The organism is Streptomyces sp. NPDC043996 (assembly GCF_056435225.1).
On the sequence record NZ_JBWKEY010000015.1, the window covers coordinates 144,199 to 161,286 of the forward strand.

A 17,088-nucleotide genomic window follows, 5' to 3' on the forward strand; every position below is an offset into this window, starting at 1 on the left:
CGAGCGCGTCCATGTGGACCTAGCCCGCCATGCCAGTGCGCGCTGTTGGTCCCACTGAGCAGCCACGGACCCGCTCGTACCTCCCGAAGAAGGACAAAAACTCCATGACGGCCACGCCCGACCTCGGTACTCCGCAGCTCGCCTCGCCCGACCTCCTGCGCTCCGTCTTCCGGCGGCACGCGGCCGGAGTCGCCGTGATCACCGCACGGGGCACCGGACCCGTCGGCTTCACCGCCACCTCCCTCGCCTCGGTGTCCGCCGAGCCGCCCGTGATCTCGTTCGGCATCGGCACCGGCGCCTCCAGCTGGCCTGCGATATCCCGCGCCGAGCACGTCGGCGTCCATCTGCTCGACGAGGGCCAGGAAGAGCTCGCCGCGCGCTTCGCCCGCAGCGGCGCCGACCGGTTCGGCGCCCCCACGCGCTGGTTCGAAGGACCCCACGGGGTGCCCGTCCTCGACGGCGTGCTCGCCTGGCTGGTGTGCCGCGTGGTCGCGCGGGTGCCCGCGGGCGACCATCGCGTCGTCCTCGCCGAGGCCGTCGTCGGCGACCCGTCGGGGCCGGGCAGGCCGCTGCTCTACCACCAAGGGCGCTTCAACGCGCTGCGCGACTGAGAGTTCCCGCTCACGCGCGGTGCGGGCGATTACGGAGCGTTGCGAAGGTCACAGTTCAAAGCGCTTGCTTAGTGGGAAAGCTCTGGGTGTACTCATGAGTAATATTCCGGTCGGAGCGGGGGCCGCCCCGGTCGGAATCCGCCGCTTCAGGCGCCTATGCTGCCTGCAAGAAGGCAGTTACCGCCGCCAAGGCAGCAGCCCAGTAATGACGATGCAGTAGGAGAGCCGGCGTGAGCTTGAGGATCGTTGTCTGTGTGAAGTACGTGCCCGACGCCACCGGCGACCGGCACTTCGCCGAGGACCTGACCGTCGACCGTGACGACGTGGACGGTCTGCTCTCGGAGCTCGACGAGTACGCGGTCGAGCAGGCCCTGCAGATCAAGGAAGCGGCGGACGACGACGCCGAGATCACGGTCCTGACGGTCGGCCCCGAGGACGCCAAGGACGCGCTGCGCAAGGCTCTTTCGATGGGCGCCGACAAGGCCGTCCACGTCGAGGACGACGATCTGCACGGCTCGGACGTCATGGGCACCTCGCTGGTGCTCGCCAAGGCCATCGAGAAGACGGGCTACGACCTCGTCATCGCCGGTATGGCCTCGACGGACGGCACCATGGGCGTGCTTCCGGCGATCCTCTCCGAGCGTCTGGGCGTCCCGCAGGTCACGCTGCTCTCCGAGGTCTCCGTCGACGGCGGCGTCGTGAAGGGCCGCCGTGACGGCGACAGCGCCTCGGAGCAGCTGGAGGCGTCCCTGCCGGCCGTGGTGTCCGTCACGGACCAGTCGGGCGAGGCCCGCTACCCCTCCTTCAAGGGCATCATGGCGGCCAAGAAGAAGCCGGTGGAGTCCCTGGACCTGGACGACCTGGACATCGACGCCGAAGACGTCGGCCTCGAGGGTTCCTGGACCAAGGTCGACTCGGCGGACGAGCGTCCCGCGCGCACCGCGGGCACGATCGTCAAGGACGAGGGCGAGGGCGGCAAGCAGCTCGCTGAGTTCCTCGTGGGCCAGAAGTTCATCTGAGCTTCAGTCACCCCTCAACCGCCCCACTTCTTCGTACTCGCAGGAGATTGAAGTCCCATGGCTGAAGTTCTCGTCTACGTCGACCACGTCGACGGAGCCGTCCGCAAGCCCACCCTGGAGCTGCTGACCCTCGCCCGCCGCGTCGGCGAGCCCGTCGCCGTCGCGCTCGGCGCCGGCGCCGAGGCCACCGCCGCCACGCTCGCCGAGCACGGCGCGGTCAAGGTGCTCACCGCCGACGCCCCGGAGTTCGCCGACTACCTGGTCGTGCCGAAGGTGGACGCGCTGCAGGCCGCGTACGACGCCGTGTCCCCGGCCGCCGTGCTCGTCCCGTCGTCCGCCGAGGGCAAGGAGATCGCGGCCCGCCTCGCGGTCCGCATCAAGTCCGGCATCATCACCGACGCCATCGACCTGGAGTCCGGCGACGAGGGCCCGGTGGCCACGCAGTCCGTGTTCGCGGCGGCGTTCACCACCAAGTCCCGCATCACCAACGGCACGCCGGTCATCACCGTCAAGCCGAACTCGGCGCCGGTGGAGGCCGCCCCGGCCGCGGGCGCCGTCGAGGCCCTCTCGGTGAGCTTCTCCGAGCAGGCCACCGGCACCAAGGTCACCGCGCGCACGCCGCGCGAGTCGACCGGCCGCCCCGAGCTGACCGAGGCCGCGATCGTGGTCTCCGGCGGCCGCGGCGTCAACGGCGCCGACAACTTCCGGATCATCGAGGACCTGGCCGACTCGCTCGGCGCGGCCGTCGGCGCATCCCGCGCCGCCGTCGACGCCGGCTGGTACCCGCACTCCAACCAGGTCGGCCAGACCGGCAAGTCGGTCTCCCCGCAGCTGTACATCGCCTCCGGCATCTCCGGCGCGATCCAGCACCGCGCGGGCATGCAGACCTCGAAGACCATCGTGGCCATCAACAAGGACGCCGAGGCCCCGATCTTCGACCTGGTCGACTACGGCGTGGTCGGCGACCTCTTCGAGGTCGTCCCGCAGCTGACCGAAGAGGTCAAGTCCCGCAAGGGCTGAGCTCGTCGAGGTCCTTGTCGAGGCCCCCGGTCCCGCCGCGCGCGGGGCCGGGGGCCTCGCTGTCGTCACAGCGTCAGGCTGGCCTGCACCGGCAGGTGGTCGCTCGGGAACTGCCCGTCAAGGGCGAAGGTGTTGATGGCCGCCGCGTGCGTGCGCGCGCCCGGGGACACCAGGATCCAGTCGATGCGGTCGCCGTCCGGCACCAGCGGCTTGTAGCCGTGGAAGGTGGCGTACTGCTTGCCGCGCTCGTCGGCCGCGTCCCAGGTGTCGACCAGGCCCGCGGTCAGCAGCGTGTCGTAGACCGGGTTCTTGTGGGCCGCGACGTTGAAGTCGCCGGTGACGATCCGCGGCAGGGTGCGGTCCAGGGCGGAGAGCCGGTCGGAGATCAGCCGGGCGGCCCGTGTGCGCGCGTACTGGCTGGAGTTGTCCAGATGCGTGTTGAGGACGTACAGCTGGCGCTCGGTGCGCCGGTCGTGGAAGCGGACCCAGGTGACCATGCGGATCGAGCCGCCGCCCCAGGTGTTGGAGCCGATCACGTCCGGGGTGTCCGACAGCCAGAAGTGCTCGTACTCGACGGGGGTGAGCCGGCGGGTGTCGTAGTACACGGCCATGAACTCGTCCCGGCTGCCGCCCGCGCGGCCGGTGCCGATCCCCGCGTAGTGCGGACCGAGGTCCTCGGCGATGTCCCGCACCTGCTGGTAGAGGCCCTCCTGGGTGCCGATGACATGGGGGCGCGCACGGCGCAGGAGCTCCCGTGTCACCGGGCGGCGCTCGGGCCAGGAGTTGGGCGGGGTCGGGCTCGCGTAGCGCAGGTTGAAGGACATCACCTCCAGGCGGCGGCCCGGGCGCTCCACCGCGTGCGCGGGCGCGGCGGCGAGCGCCGTGGCGAGCAGGGGGACCGTGACGGCCGTCGCGGTGGCCACGGCCGTACGCAGGCCGGAGCGGCGGGTCACGGAGGTGTCGGTCGGCACGCGGTCTCCTTGGGTCGGTCGGGGGTGGGCTCCGTCGTGCTCGGTGGGCGCGCAGGCGCCCACCGGAGCGTGCACGAGCCGGTTGAGGCGGGCGTGAACGGCCGGGGTCCGGGACGCGAGAAGGTGTTGACCAGGGGGAAGGTACACGGATAACTTCGCCATACGGATTCTCGATTCCGTGAAGCGGAATAGGTGTGGGGTGGTGGGGGGTGGTTGCCCTGAACGCCCTTCATGGAACACCGTGAACGCGGCACGCCGCACTATGAAGGTGGAGGATGCACAGATGAGTCAGCCGGGGCAGCAGGAGAAGGTGGCGACCAGCCTCGCGGGCGCGGTCAGCGACGGCGTGAGCGCCTCGCTCGCGCCGGTCGACGAGGAGCTCGAGCGCCGCTATCCCGGAGACCCCGGCACCCGCCAGCCCGTCCACACCGTGTACGTGCCCGGCGAGCTGTTCGCCGCCGACACCCTCCGCTCCTGGGGCGACCAGGCGCTCGCCACGCTCGACGAGCACGCCCCGGACGCCGCCTCCTTCGCCGCCGTCCTCGGCCTCTCCGACGACCTCGCCGAACCCGTCTACACCCGCGTCCGGGCCAAACTGGAGCGCGAACCCTTGGAAGACGTGCGCGTCGACTTCGAGGACGGCTACGGCGGCCGCACCGACGCCGACGAGGACACCCACGCCGCGCGCGCGGCCCGCCTCATCGCCGAGGCGTACGCGCGGGGCACCGCCGCGCCGTACATGGGCATCCGCATGAAGTGCATGGAAGCCGCCGTCCGCGACCGGGGCATCCGTACCCTCGACGTCTTCCTGACCGGCCTCATGGAGGCGGGCGGCCTGCCCGACGGGCTCGTCCTCACGCTGCCCAAGGTGACGTATCCGCAGCAGGTCACCGCGATGGCGCGGCTCCTGGAGGAGTTCGAGAAGGCCCGCGGGCTCGCCCCCGGCCGCATCGGCTTCGAGATCCAGATCGAGACCAGCCAGGCCATCCTCGCCGCCGACGGCACCGCGGCCGTCGCCCGCATGATCGACGCCGCCGAGGGGCGCGCCACCGGGCTGCACTACGGCACCTTCGACTACAGCGCCTGCCTCGGCGTGTCCGCCGCCTACCAGGCCAGCGACCACCCGGCCGCCGACCACGCCAAGGCGATCATGCAGGTCGCCGCCGCGGGCACCGGCGTACGCGTCTGCGACGGCTCCACCAACGTCCTGCCCGTCGGCCCCACGGCGAAGGTCCACGACGCCTGGCGGCTGCACTACGGCCTCACCCGCCGCGCCCTGGCCCGCGCCTACTACCAGGGCTGGGACATGCACCCCGGGCACATCCCGACGCGGTACGCCGCCGTGTTCGCGTTCTACCGCGAGGGCTTCGAGCAGGCCGCGGCGCGCCTGTCGGCGTACGCCAACCGGTCGGCGGGCGGCGACGTGGCCGACGAGCCCGCCACCGCCAAGGCGCTCGCCGGATACCTGCTGCGCGGCCTGGACTGCGGGGCGCTCGACACCGCCGAGGTCACCCGGCTCACCGGGCTCACCCTGGCCGGGCTCCAGGTGTACGCGGGCCCGCGCCGGGGCGATCTGACCCCGCAGGCCACGTAGCGCGGCCGCCGCCCGCGGTCAGTCCGCGGGCGGCAGCTCCCCCGACCCCCGGGTGATGAGCCGCGTCGGCAGCTCGACGTGCTCGGGCGGGCCCGACGCCCCGTCCAGCTGGCGGAACAGGCGCTCCGCGGCCGTGCGGCCGAGCTGGGCCGCGTCCTGCGCGACGACCGTCACGCCCGGGTCGAGGAGGTCGGCCAGCTCGATGTCGTCGAAGCCGACCAGGGCGACGGAGCGGGGCAGGCCCGCGAGGACGCGCACCACCGTGACCGTCACGCGGTTGTTGCCCGCGAAGACCGCCGTGACGGGGGCGGGGCCCGTCAGCATCGCCTCGGTGGCCCGCGCCACGCGCTCCGGGTGCGTGGGGCCGAGCGACACCCAGTCCTCGTCGACCTCGATCCCGGCGTCGGCCATCGCCGCGCGATAGCCCCGCAGCCGCTCTATGGCCGTGTGGATGCGCGGCTGGTCGCCGATGAAGCCGATGCGCCGGTGGCCGTGCGCGATCAGGTGCGCGACGCCGTCCCGGGCGCCGCCGAAGCTGTCGGTGAGCACCACGTCCGCGTCGATCCGCCCCGGCGGGCGGTCCACGAACACCGTGGCGACGCCCGCGGCGATCTCCGGCTCCAGATAGCGGTGGTCGTCGCCCGCGGGGATGATCACGAGGCCGTCGACGCGCCGGGCGCACAGCGCGAGCACCAACTCCTGCTCCCGGTCCGGGTCCTCGGCGCTGGATCCGTTGATGAGCAGCGCGCCGTGCGCCCGCGCCACCTCCTCCACCGCGCGGCTCAGCGGTCCGTAGAACGGGTCGGCGAGGTCCTCGAGGACCAGGCCGATGCTCGCCGTGCGGCCCTTGCGCAGCACGCGCGCGCTGTCGTTGCGCCTAAACCCGAGCGCGTCGATGGCCTCCTGCACCCGGCGCTCGGTGTCGGGCGTGACGCCCGGCTCGCCGTTCACGACGCGGGAGACCGTCTTCAGGCCCACGCCCGCGCGCGCGGCGACGTCCTTCATCGTCGGCCGGTTGCCGTACCGGCTCTTGGGGTCCGCCGGGTCGTGCGAAGGTCCGCCACCGGGGCGTCGGCGGGAGACGGGGGTGCGGGCGGTCTCGGCCACGGTGCGCTGTCCTGTCTGTCGTCCACTACGGGTGCGGGTGCTACGGGTCCTGCTGCGTACGAGTACGGGTACGAGTACGAGTACGGCGGGCGGGACGTGCCCGCGCTCGCCGTACGCGGATCTCGCGGATCTCAGTGTGCGCATCGGGGCCCGCCCGCGTGCGGAAGTTCGGGATTCCACCGCGCGGGGGGTCCATCTGACGTGCCTCGACGTCCCCTATGTATACGGGGCGCCGCATACGGCTTCAGCAGGCGGGGGCGGGTCGCCGGTCGGACGCGGCGTGCGTGCGCCGTCGCCGAAGGACCGGGGCGCGGCGACATCGTGGGGTCCCTTAGGGGCCGTGAGGCCCCCAGGCCTTGACCCAAGCCCTGGACAACGTTGTCAGATGCAAGAGACACTGTCCTGCGCACTCTCCGGCCTGCCCTTTCACCAGGAGATCTGACACTGATGCCCACGGACCTCGTCGCCGCACTCGACATCGGCGGCACCAAGATCGCCGGAGCCCTGGTGGACGGCCGCGGCCGGATCCGCACGCGCGTCCAGCGGCCGACGCCCGCGCGCGAGGACGGCGACACCGTGATGCGGGCGGTCGAGGACGTGATCGGCGAGCTGAGCGGGGCCGAGGCCTGGGGCGAGGTGCGCGCGGTCGGCATCGGCAGCGCGGGCCCCGTGGACGCCTCCGCGGGCACGGTCAGCCCCGTCAACGTGCCAGGGTGGCGGGGCTTTCCGCTGGTGGAGCGGGTGCGCGCGGCCACCGACGGGCTGCCCGTGGAACTGGTCGGCGACGGCGTCGCGATGGCGGCGGCCGAGCACTGGCAGGGCGCCGCCCGCGGCCACGACAACGCCCTGTGCATGGTGGTCTCCACCGGGGTCGGCGGCGGTCTGATCCTCGGCGGCGCGCTGCACCCCGGACCCACCGGCAACGCGGGCCACATCGGTCACATCAGCGTCGACCTGGACGGGGATGCCTGTCCCTGCGGCGCGCGCGGCTGCGTCGAGCGGATCGCGAGCGGCCCGAACATCGCGCGGCGCGCCCTGGAGGCGGGCTGGCGCCCGGGTTCCGACGGCGACGCGTCCGCGGCCGCCGTCGCCCGCGCCGCCCGCGCGGGCGACCCGGTCGCCCTCGCCTCCTTCGACCGCGCGGCCCAGGCCCTCGCGGCCGGGATCGCCGCGACCGCCACGCTCGTCGAGATCGACATCGCGGTGATCGGCGGGGGCGTGGCGATGGCGGGCGACGTCCTGTTCGCGCCGCTGCGCCGCAGCCTGCGGGACTACGCCACGCTGTCCTTCGTGCGGCGCCTCGCCGTCGCGCCCGCCTTGATGGGCACGGACGCGGGCCTGGTGGGCGCGGCGGCGGCCGCGCTGCGGGCGTTCCCCGAGCCGACGGTGGCGCGCCTGCGGCCCGCGGTCAACGGCTGAGCGGCCCGCTCCCACGGAGGTGCGGGGCTGTGCCGTACGCGAAGGGGCCCGGGCGCGTGCCCGGACCCCGGTACGTCACCTCCGTTCAGCAGCCGAGCACCGGTTCCGCCCAGTCCGCGTGGTCGGAGTCGATGCCGTCGCCGCCGTCGGTGACGACGAGACGGATCGCGTCGGCGCCGCTGACGTCGGCGGAGAGCTCACGCGCGGGCATCGCGTGGGTGAGGACGCCGGTGGCCGCGACCTTCTTGTCGTCCGCCCAGACCTCGAACGCGACGGTGCCCTTGTCCTGCTTCTCGTCGTCGACGCCCACCTTGGCGGTGAGCTTCTCGCACGCCCCGCCGGTGTAGTACGCGACGTCGCTCTCGGCGTGCACGCCGAGCCCCTTGGCGAACACCTGGCCGCCGATGGTGATCGGGTTGCCGTCGCCCGCCCGGCTCTCGCCGTTGCTGGTGTCCTTCTCGACGGGCCCCCAGCCGTTGCTGGTGGAGACCCAGGGCAGGTCGCTCAGGGCGGAGTTCCCCGCAGGCGGCGCGACGACCACCCGCGCGGTCAGCGGCAGCGCGCCGCGCACGCGGGTGCCTGATGGCCCGCGGTAACTGGTGCTGAGCTCCAGGGAGTACGCGCCCGTGGGCGTGGCCGGGGGCGCCGTCACGCTCCATGACGTGGCGAGGGTCCGCTCGGTGGGCAGCGCGGCGGCGGTGGCCGGGGACGTCGCCTCGATGCGCCAGCCCGCCGGGCCGGTCAGGGAGGCCCGTACGTCGCGTGCCGGGGCGCGGCCGAGGTTGGTGACCCGGGTGCGGAGCTTGCCGGCCTTGCCCGCCTCCACCAGCGGGGCGCCGTCCAGGCCGAGTTCGACGGCGGGCGGCTTGCCCGGCCAGGTGCCGTCGGCGGTGACCCGCACGAGGACGGTGCCGTGCGCGGGCACGGTCGCGGAGATGCGGCCCGCGGTCTGGAAGCTCTCGTGCTTCCAGAGGTCGCGCAGCGTGTAGCCCGGGGCCTGGGGCAGTCCGACGGCCCGCGCGGTCGTCGAGACGGACTGCGAGCTTCCGGTCTCGTTGAACAGCGCGACCGCGCGGCTGCCGTCCTTCATCTCCTTGGCGACGACCCAGCGGCCGCCCGCCGAGGAGATGACCTCGCCCTGCTTGCCGAGCGGGTCCTGGTCGACGGCGATGACGTCCTTGTTGCCGAGGATCTCGAAGGTCTCGGGGGAGACCTTGCGCAGGTCGGAGCCGATGAGCAGGGGCGCGGCCATGATCGACCACATGGAGAAGTGCGTGCGGTACTCGGTGGCGGTCATGCCGCCGTTGCCGACCTCCAGCATGTCCGGGTCGTTCCAGCGGCCCGGCCCCGCGTGGCGCGCGAGCGGCAGGTTCCGCTTCATGATGGACAGCATGGAGCCCCAGTTGTCGCTGATGTCGCCCGTCGTGCGCCACAGGTGGCCGACGTCCGCGGCCCACTCCCAGGGCTTGTTCTCGCCCCACTCGCAGATGCTGTAGACGATCGGCCGCCCGGTCGCCTCGGAGGCGTCCCTGAGCGCGTCGCGCATCGCCGTGTAGCGCTTCTTGGCGTCGACGCCCTGGTTATTGCAGTTGTCGTACTTGAGGTAGTCGACGCCCCAGTCGGCGAACTGCCGCGCGTCGCCGCGCTCATGGCCGAGCGCGCCGGGGAAGCCCGCCTGGTTGCAGGTCTTCGTGCCGGCGCTGGTGTAGATGCCGAGCTTGAGCCCCTTGGCGTGCACGTAGTCCGCGACGGCCTTGATGCCGTGGGGGAAGCGCTTGGGGTCGGGCACGAGCTTGCCCTGGGCGTCGCGCTGGGGCAGCGCCCAGCAGTCGTCGAGGTTCACGTACTCATAGCCCGCGTCCTTGAGGCCCTTCGCGACGAAGATGTCGGCGATCCCCTTGACCATGGACTCGTCGAACTCGGCGCGGCAGTGGGTAGCGTTCCAGTTGTTGAAGCCCATGGGCGGGGTGAGGGCGAGGCTGCCGGGCAGCCGGGGCCCTTCGGTGCTCGGGGGCGGGCCCTGCCGTGGGGGTGCGGCCTCGCCCGCGACGGCGGGCGCGCTGAGCCCCGCGGCGCACAGCAGGGCCGCGGCGAGCGATCCGACCACTCTTCGGCGGGCTGGGGGGATGGGAAGGTGACGCATCGTTACGCTCCTCCGTACTCGCGGAAGATGGGATGTCTTCATGTACGCGTCGCGTGTGCGCGCTTACGGTAGAGCGTGTTGAACTGTGTTGGAAGAGGAGCGGTAACGGTTCGAGCATTCGACGCCAAACCCCTTGACGGCCGGGGGCGGTGGAGAGTGAGATCCAAGCCTCGCGTTCGGTTGTGTTGGGTTGCACCCCGAGGAGGGGGACATGGCACGGACAGTGTTCGCTGGCTCCAATGATCCGATTGCCCCGAAGAGCGTGGCAGGACATCGGATGTCCCGCCGGAATCTCCTCCGTGGTGTGGCCGTCGGCGCGGGGGCGGTCACGCTTCCGGCGCTGCTCAGCGCGTGCGGCGACGGGCCCGGCGGGAACAAGAACGAGGTCACGGTGGGCTCCAACGCCTCCGACGCCGTGCCCAAGGCGGCGTTCGCGGCGGCCTTCAAGGCGTACGAGAAGGACAGCGGCAAGCGCGTCAAGGTCAACACCACGGAGCACAACGAGTTCCAGCAGAACATCACGCGCTATCTGCGGGGTTCGCCCGACAACGTCTTCATGTGGTTCGCCGGGTACCGCATGCAGTACTTTGCGGAGAAGGGCCTGCTCGTCGAGATCAGCGACGTGTGGAAGGGCTTCGAGGGATTCTCCCCGGCGCTGCGGGAACAGTCCACGCACGAGGGAAAGCAGTACTTCGTGCCGTACTACTACTATCCCTGGGCCGTCTTCCACCGGAAGAGCCTCTTCGAGCAGCGGGGGTATGAAAAGGCCGACAACTGGGACCAGTTCATCGCCCTCGCCAAGAAGATGCACAAGGACGGCACCCCGGTCGCCTTCTGCGACAAGGACGGCTGGCCCGCGATGGGCACCTTCGACTACATCGATCTCCGCCTCAACGGATACGCGTTCCACAAGGGCCTGATGGCGGGCGAGGAGGCGTGGACCGACCGGAAGGTCAAGCGGGTCTTCGACGTCTGGCGCGAACTCATGCCGTACTACCAAAAAGGGGCCCTCGGCAGGACGTGGGAGGAGGCCGGACAGGGGCTCCAGCGGCGCAAGACCGGGATGGCGGTCTTCGGCATGCCGCACCCGGGCTCGCAATTCCCCGCGGCCGAACGCGACGACATCGACTTCTTCCCCTTCCCCGAGATCGACCCGCTCCACGGCAGGGACGCCGTGGAAGCCCCCATCGACGGATTCCTCGTCCCCGAGAAGTCCCGGAACGTCGAGGGCGCCAAGGACCTCCTGAGGTGGCTGGGCACCGCCGAGGCCGAGGACGTCTATCTGAAGGGCGACCCGAACAACGTGGCCGTCAACGACGGCGCCGACACAGGCAAGTACAGCCCGCTGCAGAAGAAATCCGCGGCGCTCGTCTCCAAGGCCAAGCACATCTCCCAGTTCCTTGACCGCGATACGCGCCCTGATTTCGCCCAGACCGTCATGATCAAGGCCCTTCAGGACTTCATCGGCAATCCGAAGGACGTCGACGGGCTCGTCAACAGCATCGAACGGCAGAAGAAGGACATCTTCTCCACGTGAGCTGAAGGGGGAACGCACTTCGTGCCGCAGAACACCGCGCGGCGCGCCCGGGGCCGGACGACGCGGCGCTTCACCCGCCGTGACATCGCCGTCCTTGCCGCGCTGTTGGGCATACCCGTCCTGCTCGACATCGTCATCGTGTGGGGTCCCGCCCTCGCTTCCATCGGCCTTTCCTTCACATCCTGGGACGGCATCGGGGACATCCACTGGGTCGGCGGTGACAACTACGAGAACCTGGTCCAGGACTATCCGGCGTTCTGGCCCGCCGTGCGCCACAACCTGCTGTGGATCGCCTTCCTCGGGCTCGTCGCGACGCCCTTCGGCCTGTTCCTCGCCGTCCTCGTCGACCGGGGCATCCGCTTCAGCCGCTTCTACCAGTCCGTGCTGTATCTGCCCGTCGTGCTCTCGCTCGCCGTCGTCGGTTTCATGGCGCAATTGCTGCTCGGCACCGACCAGGGCGTCGTCAACACCATCCTGGCCAATGAGAACGACCCGATCGACTGGCTCGGCGACTCCAGCGTCAATCTGTGGATGATGATGCTCGCCGCGAGCTGGCGGCACACCGGCTATGTCATGATCCTCTACCTGGCCGGTCTCAAATCGGTGGACCCCGCCCTGAAGGAAGCCGCGGCGATCGACGGCGCGAACGAACGCCAGACGTTCTTCCGCGTCACCTTTCCCACCCTGCGCCCCGTCAACGTCATCGTCGGCGTGATCACCGTCATCGAGGCCCTGCGCGCCTTCGACATCGTGTACGCGGTGAACAAGGGCCGCAACGGCCTGGAACTCCTGTCGGTCCTCATCACCGACAACATCATCGGCGAGGCGAGCCGCATCGGATTCGGCTCGGCCATCGCGGTCGTGCTGCTCTGCGTCTCGCTGGGGTTCGTCGTGGCGTTCCTGGTCCAGGAGTTGAGAGGAGCGCGCGACACATGACCACGGAACCGCACCCCACGCCGCGGGCCGCCGAGACGGCCCCGGCGCGCGAGCCCTCCGGGTCGCGCCGTCCGCCGCGCCGCGGAAAGTACGGCGTCCACATCTTCCTTTCCGCGGTGTGCCTGGCGTTCGTCGCCCCGCTGCTGCTCGCCGTGTACGCGAGTCTGCGCCCGTACGAGGAAACGGCGGAGCACGGCTATTTCTCCCTGCCGAAGAAGCTGTCCTTCGACTACTACCGCGAGGCCTACACCGCCTCCGGCATGGGCAAGTACTTCACCAATACGCTGATCATCGCCGTGCCCGCGGTGATCGTGACGCTGTTCCTCGCGTCGTTCGTCGCCTTCGCCGTGTCGCGCCTGAACATTCGCGGCGGCCTGGTGCTCCTGATGTTCTTCACGGCGGGAAACCTGCTGCCTCCGCAGGTCCTCGTCACGCCGCTGTACGTGCTCTTCCTGGAGATCGAACTGCCGTGGTGGATGTCCGACTCGATGACCCTCTATGACTCGTACTGGGCGGTCATCGTCGTGAACATCGGCTTCCAGGTGGGATTCTGCGTCTTCGTCCTCTCCAATTTCATGCGCACCCTGCCCAAGGAGATCCTGGAGGCGGCGGTGGTGGACGGCGCCGGGGTGTGGACGCAGTTCTGGCGGATCACGCTGCCCCTGTGCCGCCCCGCCCTCGCGGCCCTCGCCACCCTGGAATTCACCTGGATCTACAACGACTTCCTCTGGGCCCTCATCTTCATCTCGAACCCGGACAAACTCCCCATCACGTCATCACTCAACAACCTCCGCGGCCAGTTCTTCACCGACTACAACTTGCTCGCCGCGGGCTCGGTCCTGGTGGCTCTGCCGACGATCCTCGTCTTCCTCCTCCTGCAACGACACTTCATCGCGGGCCTGACGCTGGGGTCGAGTAAGGGGTGAGGGGGCCGTTTTTGACGGGGGATTCGGGAGCGCCACGGCCCGGCGCCGCTGTCCGGATCACGCACTTGTCGACATGTCGGCACCTCGCCACGCTTTCCCTTTCCATCGAGGTCATCGAGATCATCGAGGCAAAGGGGAGCGCATGTCCGTCTTCGGCAAGGGGGCCGACACCACCGGTCTGATCCACCAGACGCTTCGGGAACTCGCCGAGTTGCGCCAGTGGGTCGCCGATCAGCAGCACGCCATCGACCAGGCCCGCCGCGACGCCAACGCGGCCATCAGCACCGGCCTCGCCGAGATCCGCTCCGTCGTCCGCGACGGGCTCGACCGCGCTGGTGACACCGTGCGCGACCCGCTCGCGACCATCGCCACCGAACTCGCCGCGCTCCGTGCCGCATTGGATGCCCTCAACCACCGCGGTCCCGGCCTTGAACCGTCACCACCCGCCCCGGCCGCCGCCGCGTCTCCAGCCGAAGGCGCGGTGCCTCGCGGCGAGACCGGCGACGACCACGCCGGGCTCCTCAGCAGGGCCGCGGGCGTCTCGGCGGCTCACTTCGAAGTCCACCGCGACACCTGGGCGTTCCTCGTCGAGCACGCCGGACAGGACCGGCACTTCCACATTCCCGGCGCCGTCTCCGAGAGCGACGGAGTCGTCAGCGTCGACGTCTCCGGCCTCAGCCTCGTCGCCGCCCTCACGCGGGTGCGCGCCGTCCATCACGCCCCGAGTGCCGCTCCCGGCACCGCGGCCATCGCCCAGCACCTGTACGAGCGCATCGCTGGCACCGTGCGCTCCCTCGGCGCCACACCCCGCCCCGACGCGGGGCCCGTGCGCATCGTCATCGACGACCGTGTCGCGCCCGCCGACCACGACAACCAGCCACCGCCGCACGACGACGGGCCGCGCTGACGGGACGGCGACTCCAGTCGTGTCAGCGGGTGGCGCGTTGCCGGGCCCGGGCCCGGTGAAGGGTCACGAGGAAGGTGGCTGACGCGGCGACGATCAGTGCGGCGAAGGCGGGGTGCATGTCCTTGGACAGGCTCTGCGCCCCGTCGGGCCGCGTCAGCCAGATGGTGAGCGGGATCGCGAACGTGAGGGCGACGAGCGAGGCCGCTCCGCGCACCGCGCGGTCGGGGACGCGGCGGAGGGTGCCGACCAGGGCGATGAGTACGGGGACGCCTGAGATGAGGGCGAACTGGCCGATGACCATGACCGGGACCGCCCAGGCGGAGACGGTCACCGAGAGCGGGACGTACCGGACTGCGCGGGCGGTGTCTGCTGCGACGGTCGTGGTCATGGCGTTCTCCTCGTCTAAGGGGGGTGCGGGTGGGTGGCACGGCCTCTAGGCCTCACGCGGAAGCTAGGGGGCCGCGTGCTCGTTAGAAGTTGTAACTCGCGCTGGGCGAGGAGGTCAATGGGTTCGTGATAGCTTCTAACTGAATCTTGTGGGCGTAGCGATGCGGTGAGGGGCGGCGGGCCATGGCGAAGGCGGACGTGAAGTCGGGCGTGAAGTCGGACGCGGCGACAGGCGGAGCGGCCGACAGGACGGCGGCGGTGAAGACCCCGCGGGAGCGGTACCGCAGCCAGGTGCGCGCGGAGGTCAAGGAGCACGCCTGGGAGCAGATCGCCACGGCGGGGGCGTCCGGGCTCTCCCTCAACGCGATCGCCAAGCGGATGGGCATGAGCGGCCCCGCGCTGTACCGCTACTACGCCAGCCGCGACGAGCTGATCACCGAACTCGTCCGGGACGCCTATCGCGACCTCGCCGACACCATCGGCGCGGCCTCCGCCGCCGGTGCCGACCTCGCCGGACTCGCGCACGCCCTGCGCGACTGGGCCCTGGCGCACCCCCAGCGGTACTTCCTGATCTACGGCACCCCCGTCCCCGGCTACCACGCGCCCGACGACATCACCGCCATCGCCTCCGAGATCATGGCGCCCCTGCTCGACGCCTGCGCGGAGCTCGTCCCGGACGGCCCGACGACCCCGTTCGGCGCCCACCTGGCGGACCACCGGGACTGGGCCGACGGCCACCCCGCCCCGCCCGCGGCCCTCCACCGGGCCCTGTCGTTCTGGACGCGGCTGCACGGCGTGCTTTCCCTGGAGCTCGCCGGTCACTTCGGCGGGATGGGCTTCGACCCCGCCGAGCTCTTCGCGGCCGAGCTGGACGGCCTGCTGGCGCACCGGAAATAGCGTGGGGCGATCACCGGACACGTCGTACGGTGGCGCGATGACCACGCGACTGATCATTCTCAACGGCGGCTCCAGCTCGGGGAAGTCCGGGATCGTACGGTGCCTGCAGGCCGTACTCCCCGATCCGTGGCTGGCGTTCGGGGCCGACTCCTTCGTCGACGCGCTGCCCGCGAGGATGCGGGCGTCGGACGACGGGATCGAGATCGCCGCGGACGGCACGGTGAGCGTGGGGCCGGAGTTCAGGGCGCTGGAGGCGGCCTGGACGGAGGGCGTGGTGGCGATGGTCCGCGCGGGCGCCAGGGTCGTCATCGACGAGGTCTTCCTCAGCGGCTCCGCGTCCCAGGACCGGTGGCGGCAGGCGCTGGGCGACCTGCCCGCGCTCTGGGTCGGCGTCCGGTGCGCCAGTGAGGTCGCCGCCGGTCGCGAGGTCGCGCGAGGCGACCGGGCCCTCGGCATGGCCGCCGCGCAGGCGGACGCGGTGCACCAGGGCATGGTCTACGACGTGGAGGTGGACACCACGCACACCGAGTCCCTGGAGTGCGCGCGCACCATCGCCGCCCGCCTCGGCCCGGGGTGAGCGGGGGACGAGACGGGGCGGGTGGCGATGGTGCGCTCAGCGGGCCGACGGCGTCAGGCGGCCGGTGACGCCTGCTTGAAGATCTCGTACACGGACAGATAGTTGTCCGCGCCGTGTCCCTGGGCCACCGCGCGCTCGGCGACCTCCCGCATCAGTACCGGCAGTTCGGTGTGGACGCCCTGCTCGGCGGAAGCGCGAGCGATGTGTTCCAGGGCGTTGACGTTCATCACCAACGTGCCCAGGGCGCCAGGGTAGTTCCCCTCGTCCAGCTGCGGTACGTCCTCGGCCATCATGGGGCCGAGGACCGAGGGCATGAACCAGTCGAGCGCGAGAGCGGAGAACTCGGTCGCCGTCACCCCCGCCGAGCCGACAAGGGCGGACGCCTGCAGGAATCCGTTCATGGTCGCGTACATCATGTGCAGCAGAGCCGTGTTGTACAGCACCGCGAGCGCCGGGTCCTCGCCCAGGAACCGGGGATCGCCGAGGCTCGCGAGCGTCGCCCGGTGCTCTTCGAAGACGGGGCGCGGTCCGCTGTACAGGAAGACCGCGTCCGGCTGTCCGACCAGGGGCGGCGGCACCATGATGGCGCCGTCGAGATAGCCGAGTCCGCGCTCGGAAGCCCAGGCGACGGCGGCCCGCACCTCCTGCGGCGTACCGGAGTTGAGGTTCACCAGGACCCGCCCGTCAAGGGCGTCCCCGGCGGAGCCGAGGACCTCGTACATCGTGTCGTACGTGTCCAGGCACATGACCGTGACCGGGCTCGCCGACAGCGCCTCCGCGACGCTCGCGGCCCGGCGCGCGCCCCGCGCGACGAGGGGGTCGGCGCGCTCGGCCGTGCGGTTCCAGACCGTGGTCGGGTGGCCCTTGGCCAGGAGGGTCTCGGCGAGTACGAGACCCATGGGGCCAAGGCCGAGAACGGTGACGGGGGTGGTGGCGCTGGCAGTTGGGGTGGTGGTCGCGGTCGTCGATGCGTGGTTCGTCATGCGCCCTAGACTGATCTCTCACATCGATGTGAGAGTCAACGGAACGTGGTGGTG

At 71.1% G+C, this 17,088-nt stretch carries 16 protein-coding genes; 11 read left to right on the plus strand and 5 right to left on the minus strand.

From position 1 onward, the window contains the following. The first annotated feature begins 104 nt into the window (after positions 1 to 104). From AC07A4_RS33265 to AC07A4_RS33275, 3 genes are all read left to right on the plus strand, one after another. Entirely contained in the window at positions 105 to 611 is a 507-nt protein-coding gene (locus tag AC07A4_RS33265; protein ID WP_478605975.1) for a flavin reductase family protein, read from the plus strand. Between the two features lie 230 nt (positions 612 to 841). After that, entirely contained in the window at positions 842 to 1,630 is a 789-nt protein-coding gene (locus AC07A4_RS33270) for an electron transfer flavoprotein subunit beta/FixA family protein (RefSeq protein WP_478605978.1), read from the plus strand. A 57-nt stretch (positions 1,631 to 1,687) separates the two neighbouring features. Then, complete coding sequence (locus tag AC07A4_RS33275) at positions 1,688 to 2,650, plus strand: electron transfer flavoprotein subunit alpha/FixB family protein (RefSeq protein WP_478605981.1); 963 nt, start codon at positions 1,688 to 1,690, stop codon at positions 2,648 to 2,650. A gap of 65 nt (positions 2,651 to 2,715) precedes the next feature. Here the strand turns inward: AC07A4_RS33275 and AC07A4_RS33280 are convergent, their stop codons facing one another. Further along, positions 2,716 to 3,621, minus strand: coding sequence for an endonuclease/exonuclease/phosphatase family protein (locus AC07A4_RS33280; protein WP_478605983.1), 906 nt, complete (start codon positions 3,619 to 3,621; stop codon positions 2,716 to 2,718). A 283-nt stretch (positions 3,622 to 3,904) separates the two neighbouring features. Here AC07A4_RS33280 and AC07A4_RS33285 point away from each other — a divergent pair, with 283 nt between their 5' ends. Next, positions 3,905 to 5,215, plus strand: a complete 1,311-nt coding sequence (locus AC07A4_RS33285; RefSeq protein WP_478605986.1) for a DUF6986 family protein — start codon at positions 3,905 to 3,907, stop codon at positions 5,213 to 5,215. An 18-nt stretch (positions 5,216 to 5,233) separates the two neighbouring features. Here the strand turns inward: AC07A4_RS33285 and AC07A4_RS33290 are convergent, their stop codons facing one another. Further along, positions 5,234 to 6,220, minus strand: coding sequence for a LacI family DNA-binding transcriptional regulator (locus AC07A4_RS33290; protein ID WP_478606256.1), 987 nt, complete (start codon positions 6,218 to 6,220; stop codon positions 5,234 to 5,236). Between the two features lie 549 nt (positions 6,221 to 6,769). On the opposite strand from AC07A4_RS33290, the gene AC07A4_RS33295 reads away from it, so the two are divergent. Then, positions 6,770 to 7,741, plus strand: a complete 972-nt coding sequence (locus AC07A4_RS33295; RefSeq protein ID WP_478605989.1) for an ROK family protein — start codon at positions 6,770 to 6,772, stop codon at positions 7,739 to 7,741. An 85-nt stretch (positions 7,742 to 7,826) separates the two neighbouring features. Here the strand turns inward: AC07A4_RS33295 and AC07A4_RS33300 are convergent, their stop codons facing one another. Next, complete coding sequence (locus AC07A4_RS33300) at positions 7,827 to 9,884, minus strand: NPCBM/NEW2 domain-containing protein (protein WP_478605991.1); 2,058 nt, start codon at positions 9,882 to 9,884, stop codon at positions 7,827 to 7,829. Positions 9,885 to 10,161: 277 nt separating this feature from the next. Here AC07A4_RS33300 and AC07A4_RS33305 point away from each other — a divergent pair, with 277 nt between their 5' ends. The 4 genes from AC07A4_RS33305 to AC07A4_RS33320 all read left to right on the plus strand — a co-directional run bounded on the left by AC07A4_RS33305 (position 10,162) and on the right by AC07A4_RS33320 (position 14,190). Continuing rightward, entirely contained in the window at positions 10,162 to 11,421 is a 1,260-nt protein-coding gene (locus tag AC07A4_RS33305; RefSeq protein ID WP_478605994.1) for an ABC transporter substrate-binding protein, read from the plus strand. 21 nt (positions 11,422 to 11,442) lie between these two features. Beyond that, positions 11,443 to 12,357 carry a carbohydrate ABC transporter permease gene (locus AC07A4_RS33310; protein WP_478605996.1) on the plus strand — a complete coding sequence of 305 codons (915 nt, stop codon included), beginning with the start codon at positions 11,443 to 11,445 and terminating at the stop codon, positions 12,355 to 12,357. Continuing rightward, positions 12,354 to 13,283, plus strand: a complete 930-nt coding sequence (locus AC07A4_RS33315; RefSeq protein ID WP_478605998.1) for a carbohydrate ABC transporter permease — start codon at positions 12,354 to 12,356, stop codon at positions 13,281 to 13,283. The genes AC07A4_RS33310 and AC07A4_RS33315 overlap by 4 nt, the downstream gene beginning before the upstream one ends. Positions 13,284 to 13,425: 142 nt before the next feature. Further along, positions 13,426 to 14,190 (plus strand): hypothetical protein, encoded by a 765-nt coding sequence (locus tag AC07A4_RS33320; protein ID WP_478606001.1) that lies wholly within the window; start codon positions 13,426 to 13,428, stop codon positions 14,188 to 14,190. A gap of 22 nt (positions 14,191 to 14,212) precedes the next feature. On the opposite strand, the gene AC07A4_RS33325 is transcribed toward AC07A4_RS33320, so the two are convergent. Further along, a complete protein-coding gene (locus tag AC07A4_RS33325) occupies positions 14,213 to 14,578 on the minus strand; it encodes a hypothetical protein (protein WP_478606004.1) in 366 nt (121 codons plus the stop codon). A gap of 182 nt (positions 14,579 to 14,760) precedes the next feature. On the opposite strand from AC07A4_RS33325, the gene AC07A4_RS33330 reads away from it, so the two are divergent. Beyond that, entirely contained in the window at positions 14,761 to 15,474 is a 714-nt protein-coding gene (locus AC07A4_RS33330) for a TetR/AcrR family transcriptional regulator (RefSeq protein WP_478606007.1), read from the plus strand. A gap of 37 nt (positions 15,475 to 15,511) precedes the next feature. Next, entirely contained in the window at positions 15,512 to 16,051 is a 540-nt protein-coding gene (gene cpt, locus AC07A4_RS33335) for a chloramphenicol phosphotransferase CPT (RefSeq protein WP_478606009.1), read from the plus strand. A 53-nt stretch (positions 16,052 to 16,104) separates the two neighbouring features. Here cpt and AC07A4_RS33340 read toward each other — a convergent pair whose 3' ends face one another. Next, complete coding sequence (locus AC07A4_RS33340; RefSeq protein ID WP_478606012.1) at positions 16,105 to 17,034, minus strand: NAD(P)-dependent oxidoreductase; 930 nt, start codon at positions 17,032 to 17,034, stop codon at positions 16,105 to 16,107. Positions 17,035 to 17,088 lie beyond the last annotated feature (54 nt).

Bases quoted from the DNA above. Each gene is read 5' to 3' on its own strand.
- AC07A4_RS33320 (WP_478606001.1), top strand. From the start codon at position 13,426: ATGTCCGTCTTCGGCAAGGGGGCCGACACCACCGGTCTGATCCACCAG.
- AC07A4_RS33290 (WP_478606256.1), bottom strand. From the start codon at position 6,220: ATGAAGGACGTCGCCGCGCGCGCGGGCGTGGGCCTGAAGACGGTCTCC.
- AC07A4_RS33325 (WP_478606004.1), bottom strand. From the start codon at position 14,578: ATGACCACGACCGTCGCAGCAGACACCGCCCGCGCAGTCCGGTACGTC.
- cpt (WP_478606009.1), top strand. From the start codon at position 15,512: ATGACCACGCGACTGATCATTCTCAACGGCGGCTCCAGCTCGGGGAAG.
- AC07A4_RS33340 (WP_478606012.1), bottom strand. From the start codon at position 17,034: ATGACGAACCACGCATCGACGACCGCGACCACCACCCCAACTGCCAGC.
- AC07A4_RS33275 (WP_478605981.1), top strand. From the start codon at position 1,688: ATGGCTGAAGTTCTCGTCTACGTCGACCACGTCGACGGAGCCGTCCGC.
- AC07A4_RS33300 (WP_478605991.1), bottom strand. From the start codon at position 9,884: ATGCGTCACCTTCCCATCCCCCCAGCCCGCCGAAGAGTGGTCGGATCG.
- AC07A4_RS33265 (WP_478605975.1), top strand. From the start codon at position 105: ATGACGGCCACGCCCGACCTCGGTACTCCGCAGCTCGCCTCGCCCGAC.
- AC07A4_RS33295 (WP_478605989.1), top strand. From the start codon at position 6,770: ATGCCCACGGACCTCGTCGCCGCACTCGACATCGGCGGCACCAAGATC.
- AC07A4_RS33315 (WP_478605998.1), top strand. From the start codon at position 12,354: ATGACCACGGAACCGCACCCCACGCCGCGGGCCGCCGAGACGGCCCCG.
- AC07A4_RS33330 (WP_478606007.1), top strand. From the start codon at position 14,761: ATGGCGAAGGCGGACGTGAAGTCGGGCGTGAAGTCGGACGCGGCGACA.
- AC07A4_RS33305 (WP_478605994.1), top strand. From the start codon at position 10,162: ATGTCCCGCCGGAATCTCCTCCGTGGTGTGGCCGTCGGCGCGGGGGCG.
- AC07A4_RS33285 (WP_478605986.1), top strand. From the start codon at position 3,905: ATGAGTCAGCCGGGGCAGCAGGAGAAGGTGGCGACCAGCCTCGCGGGC.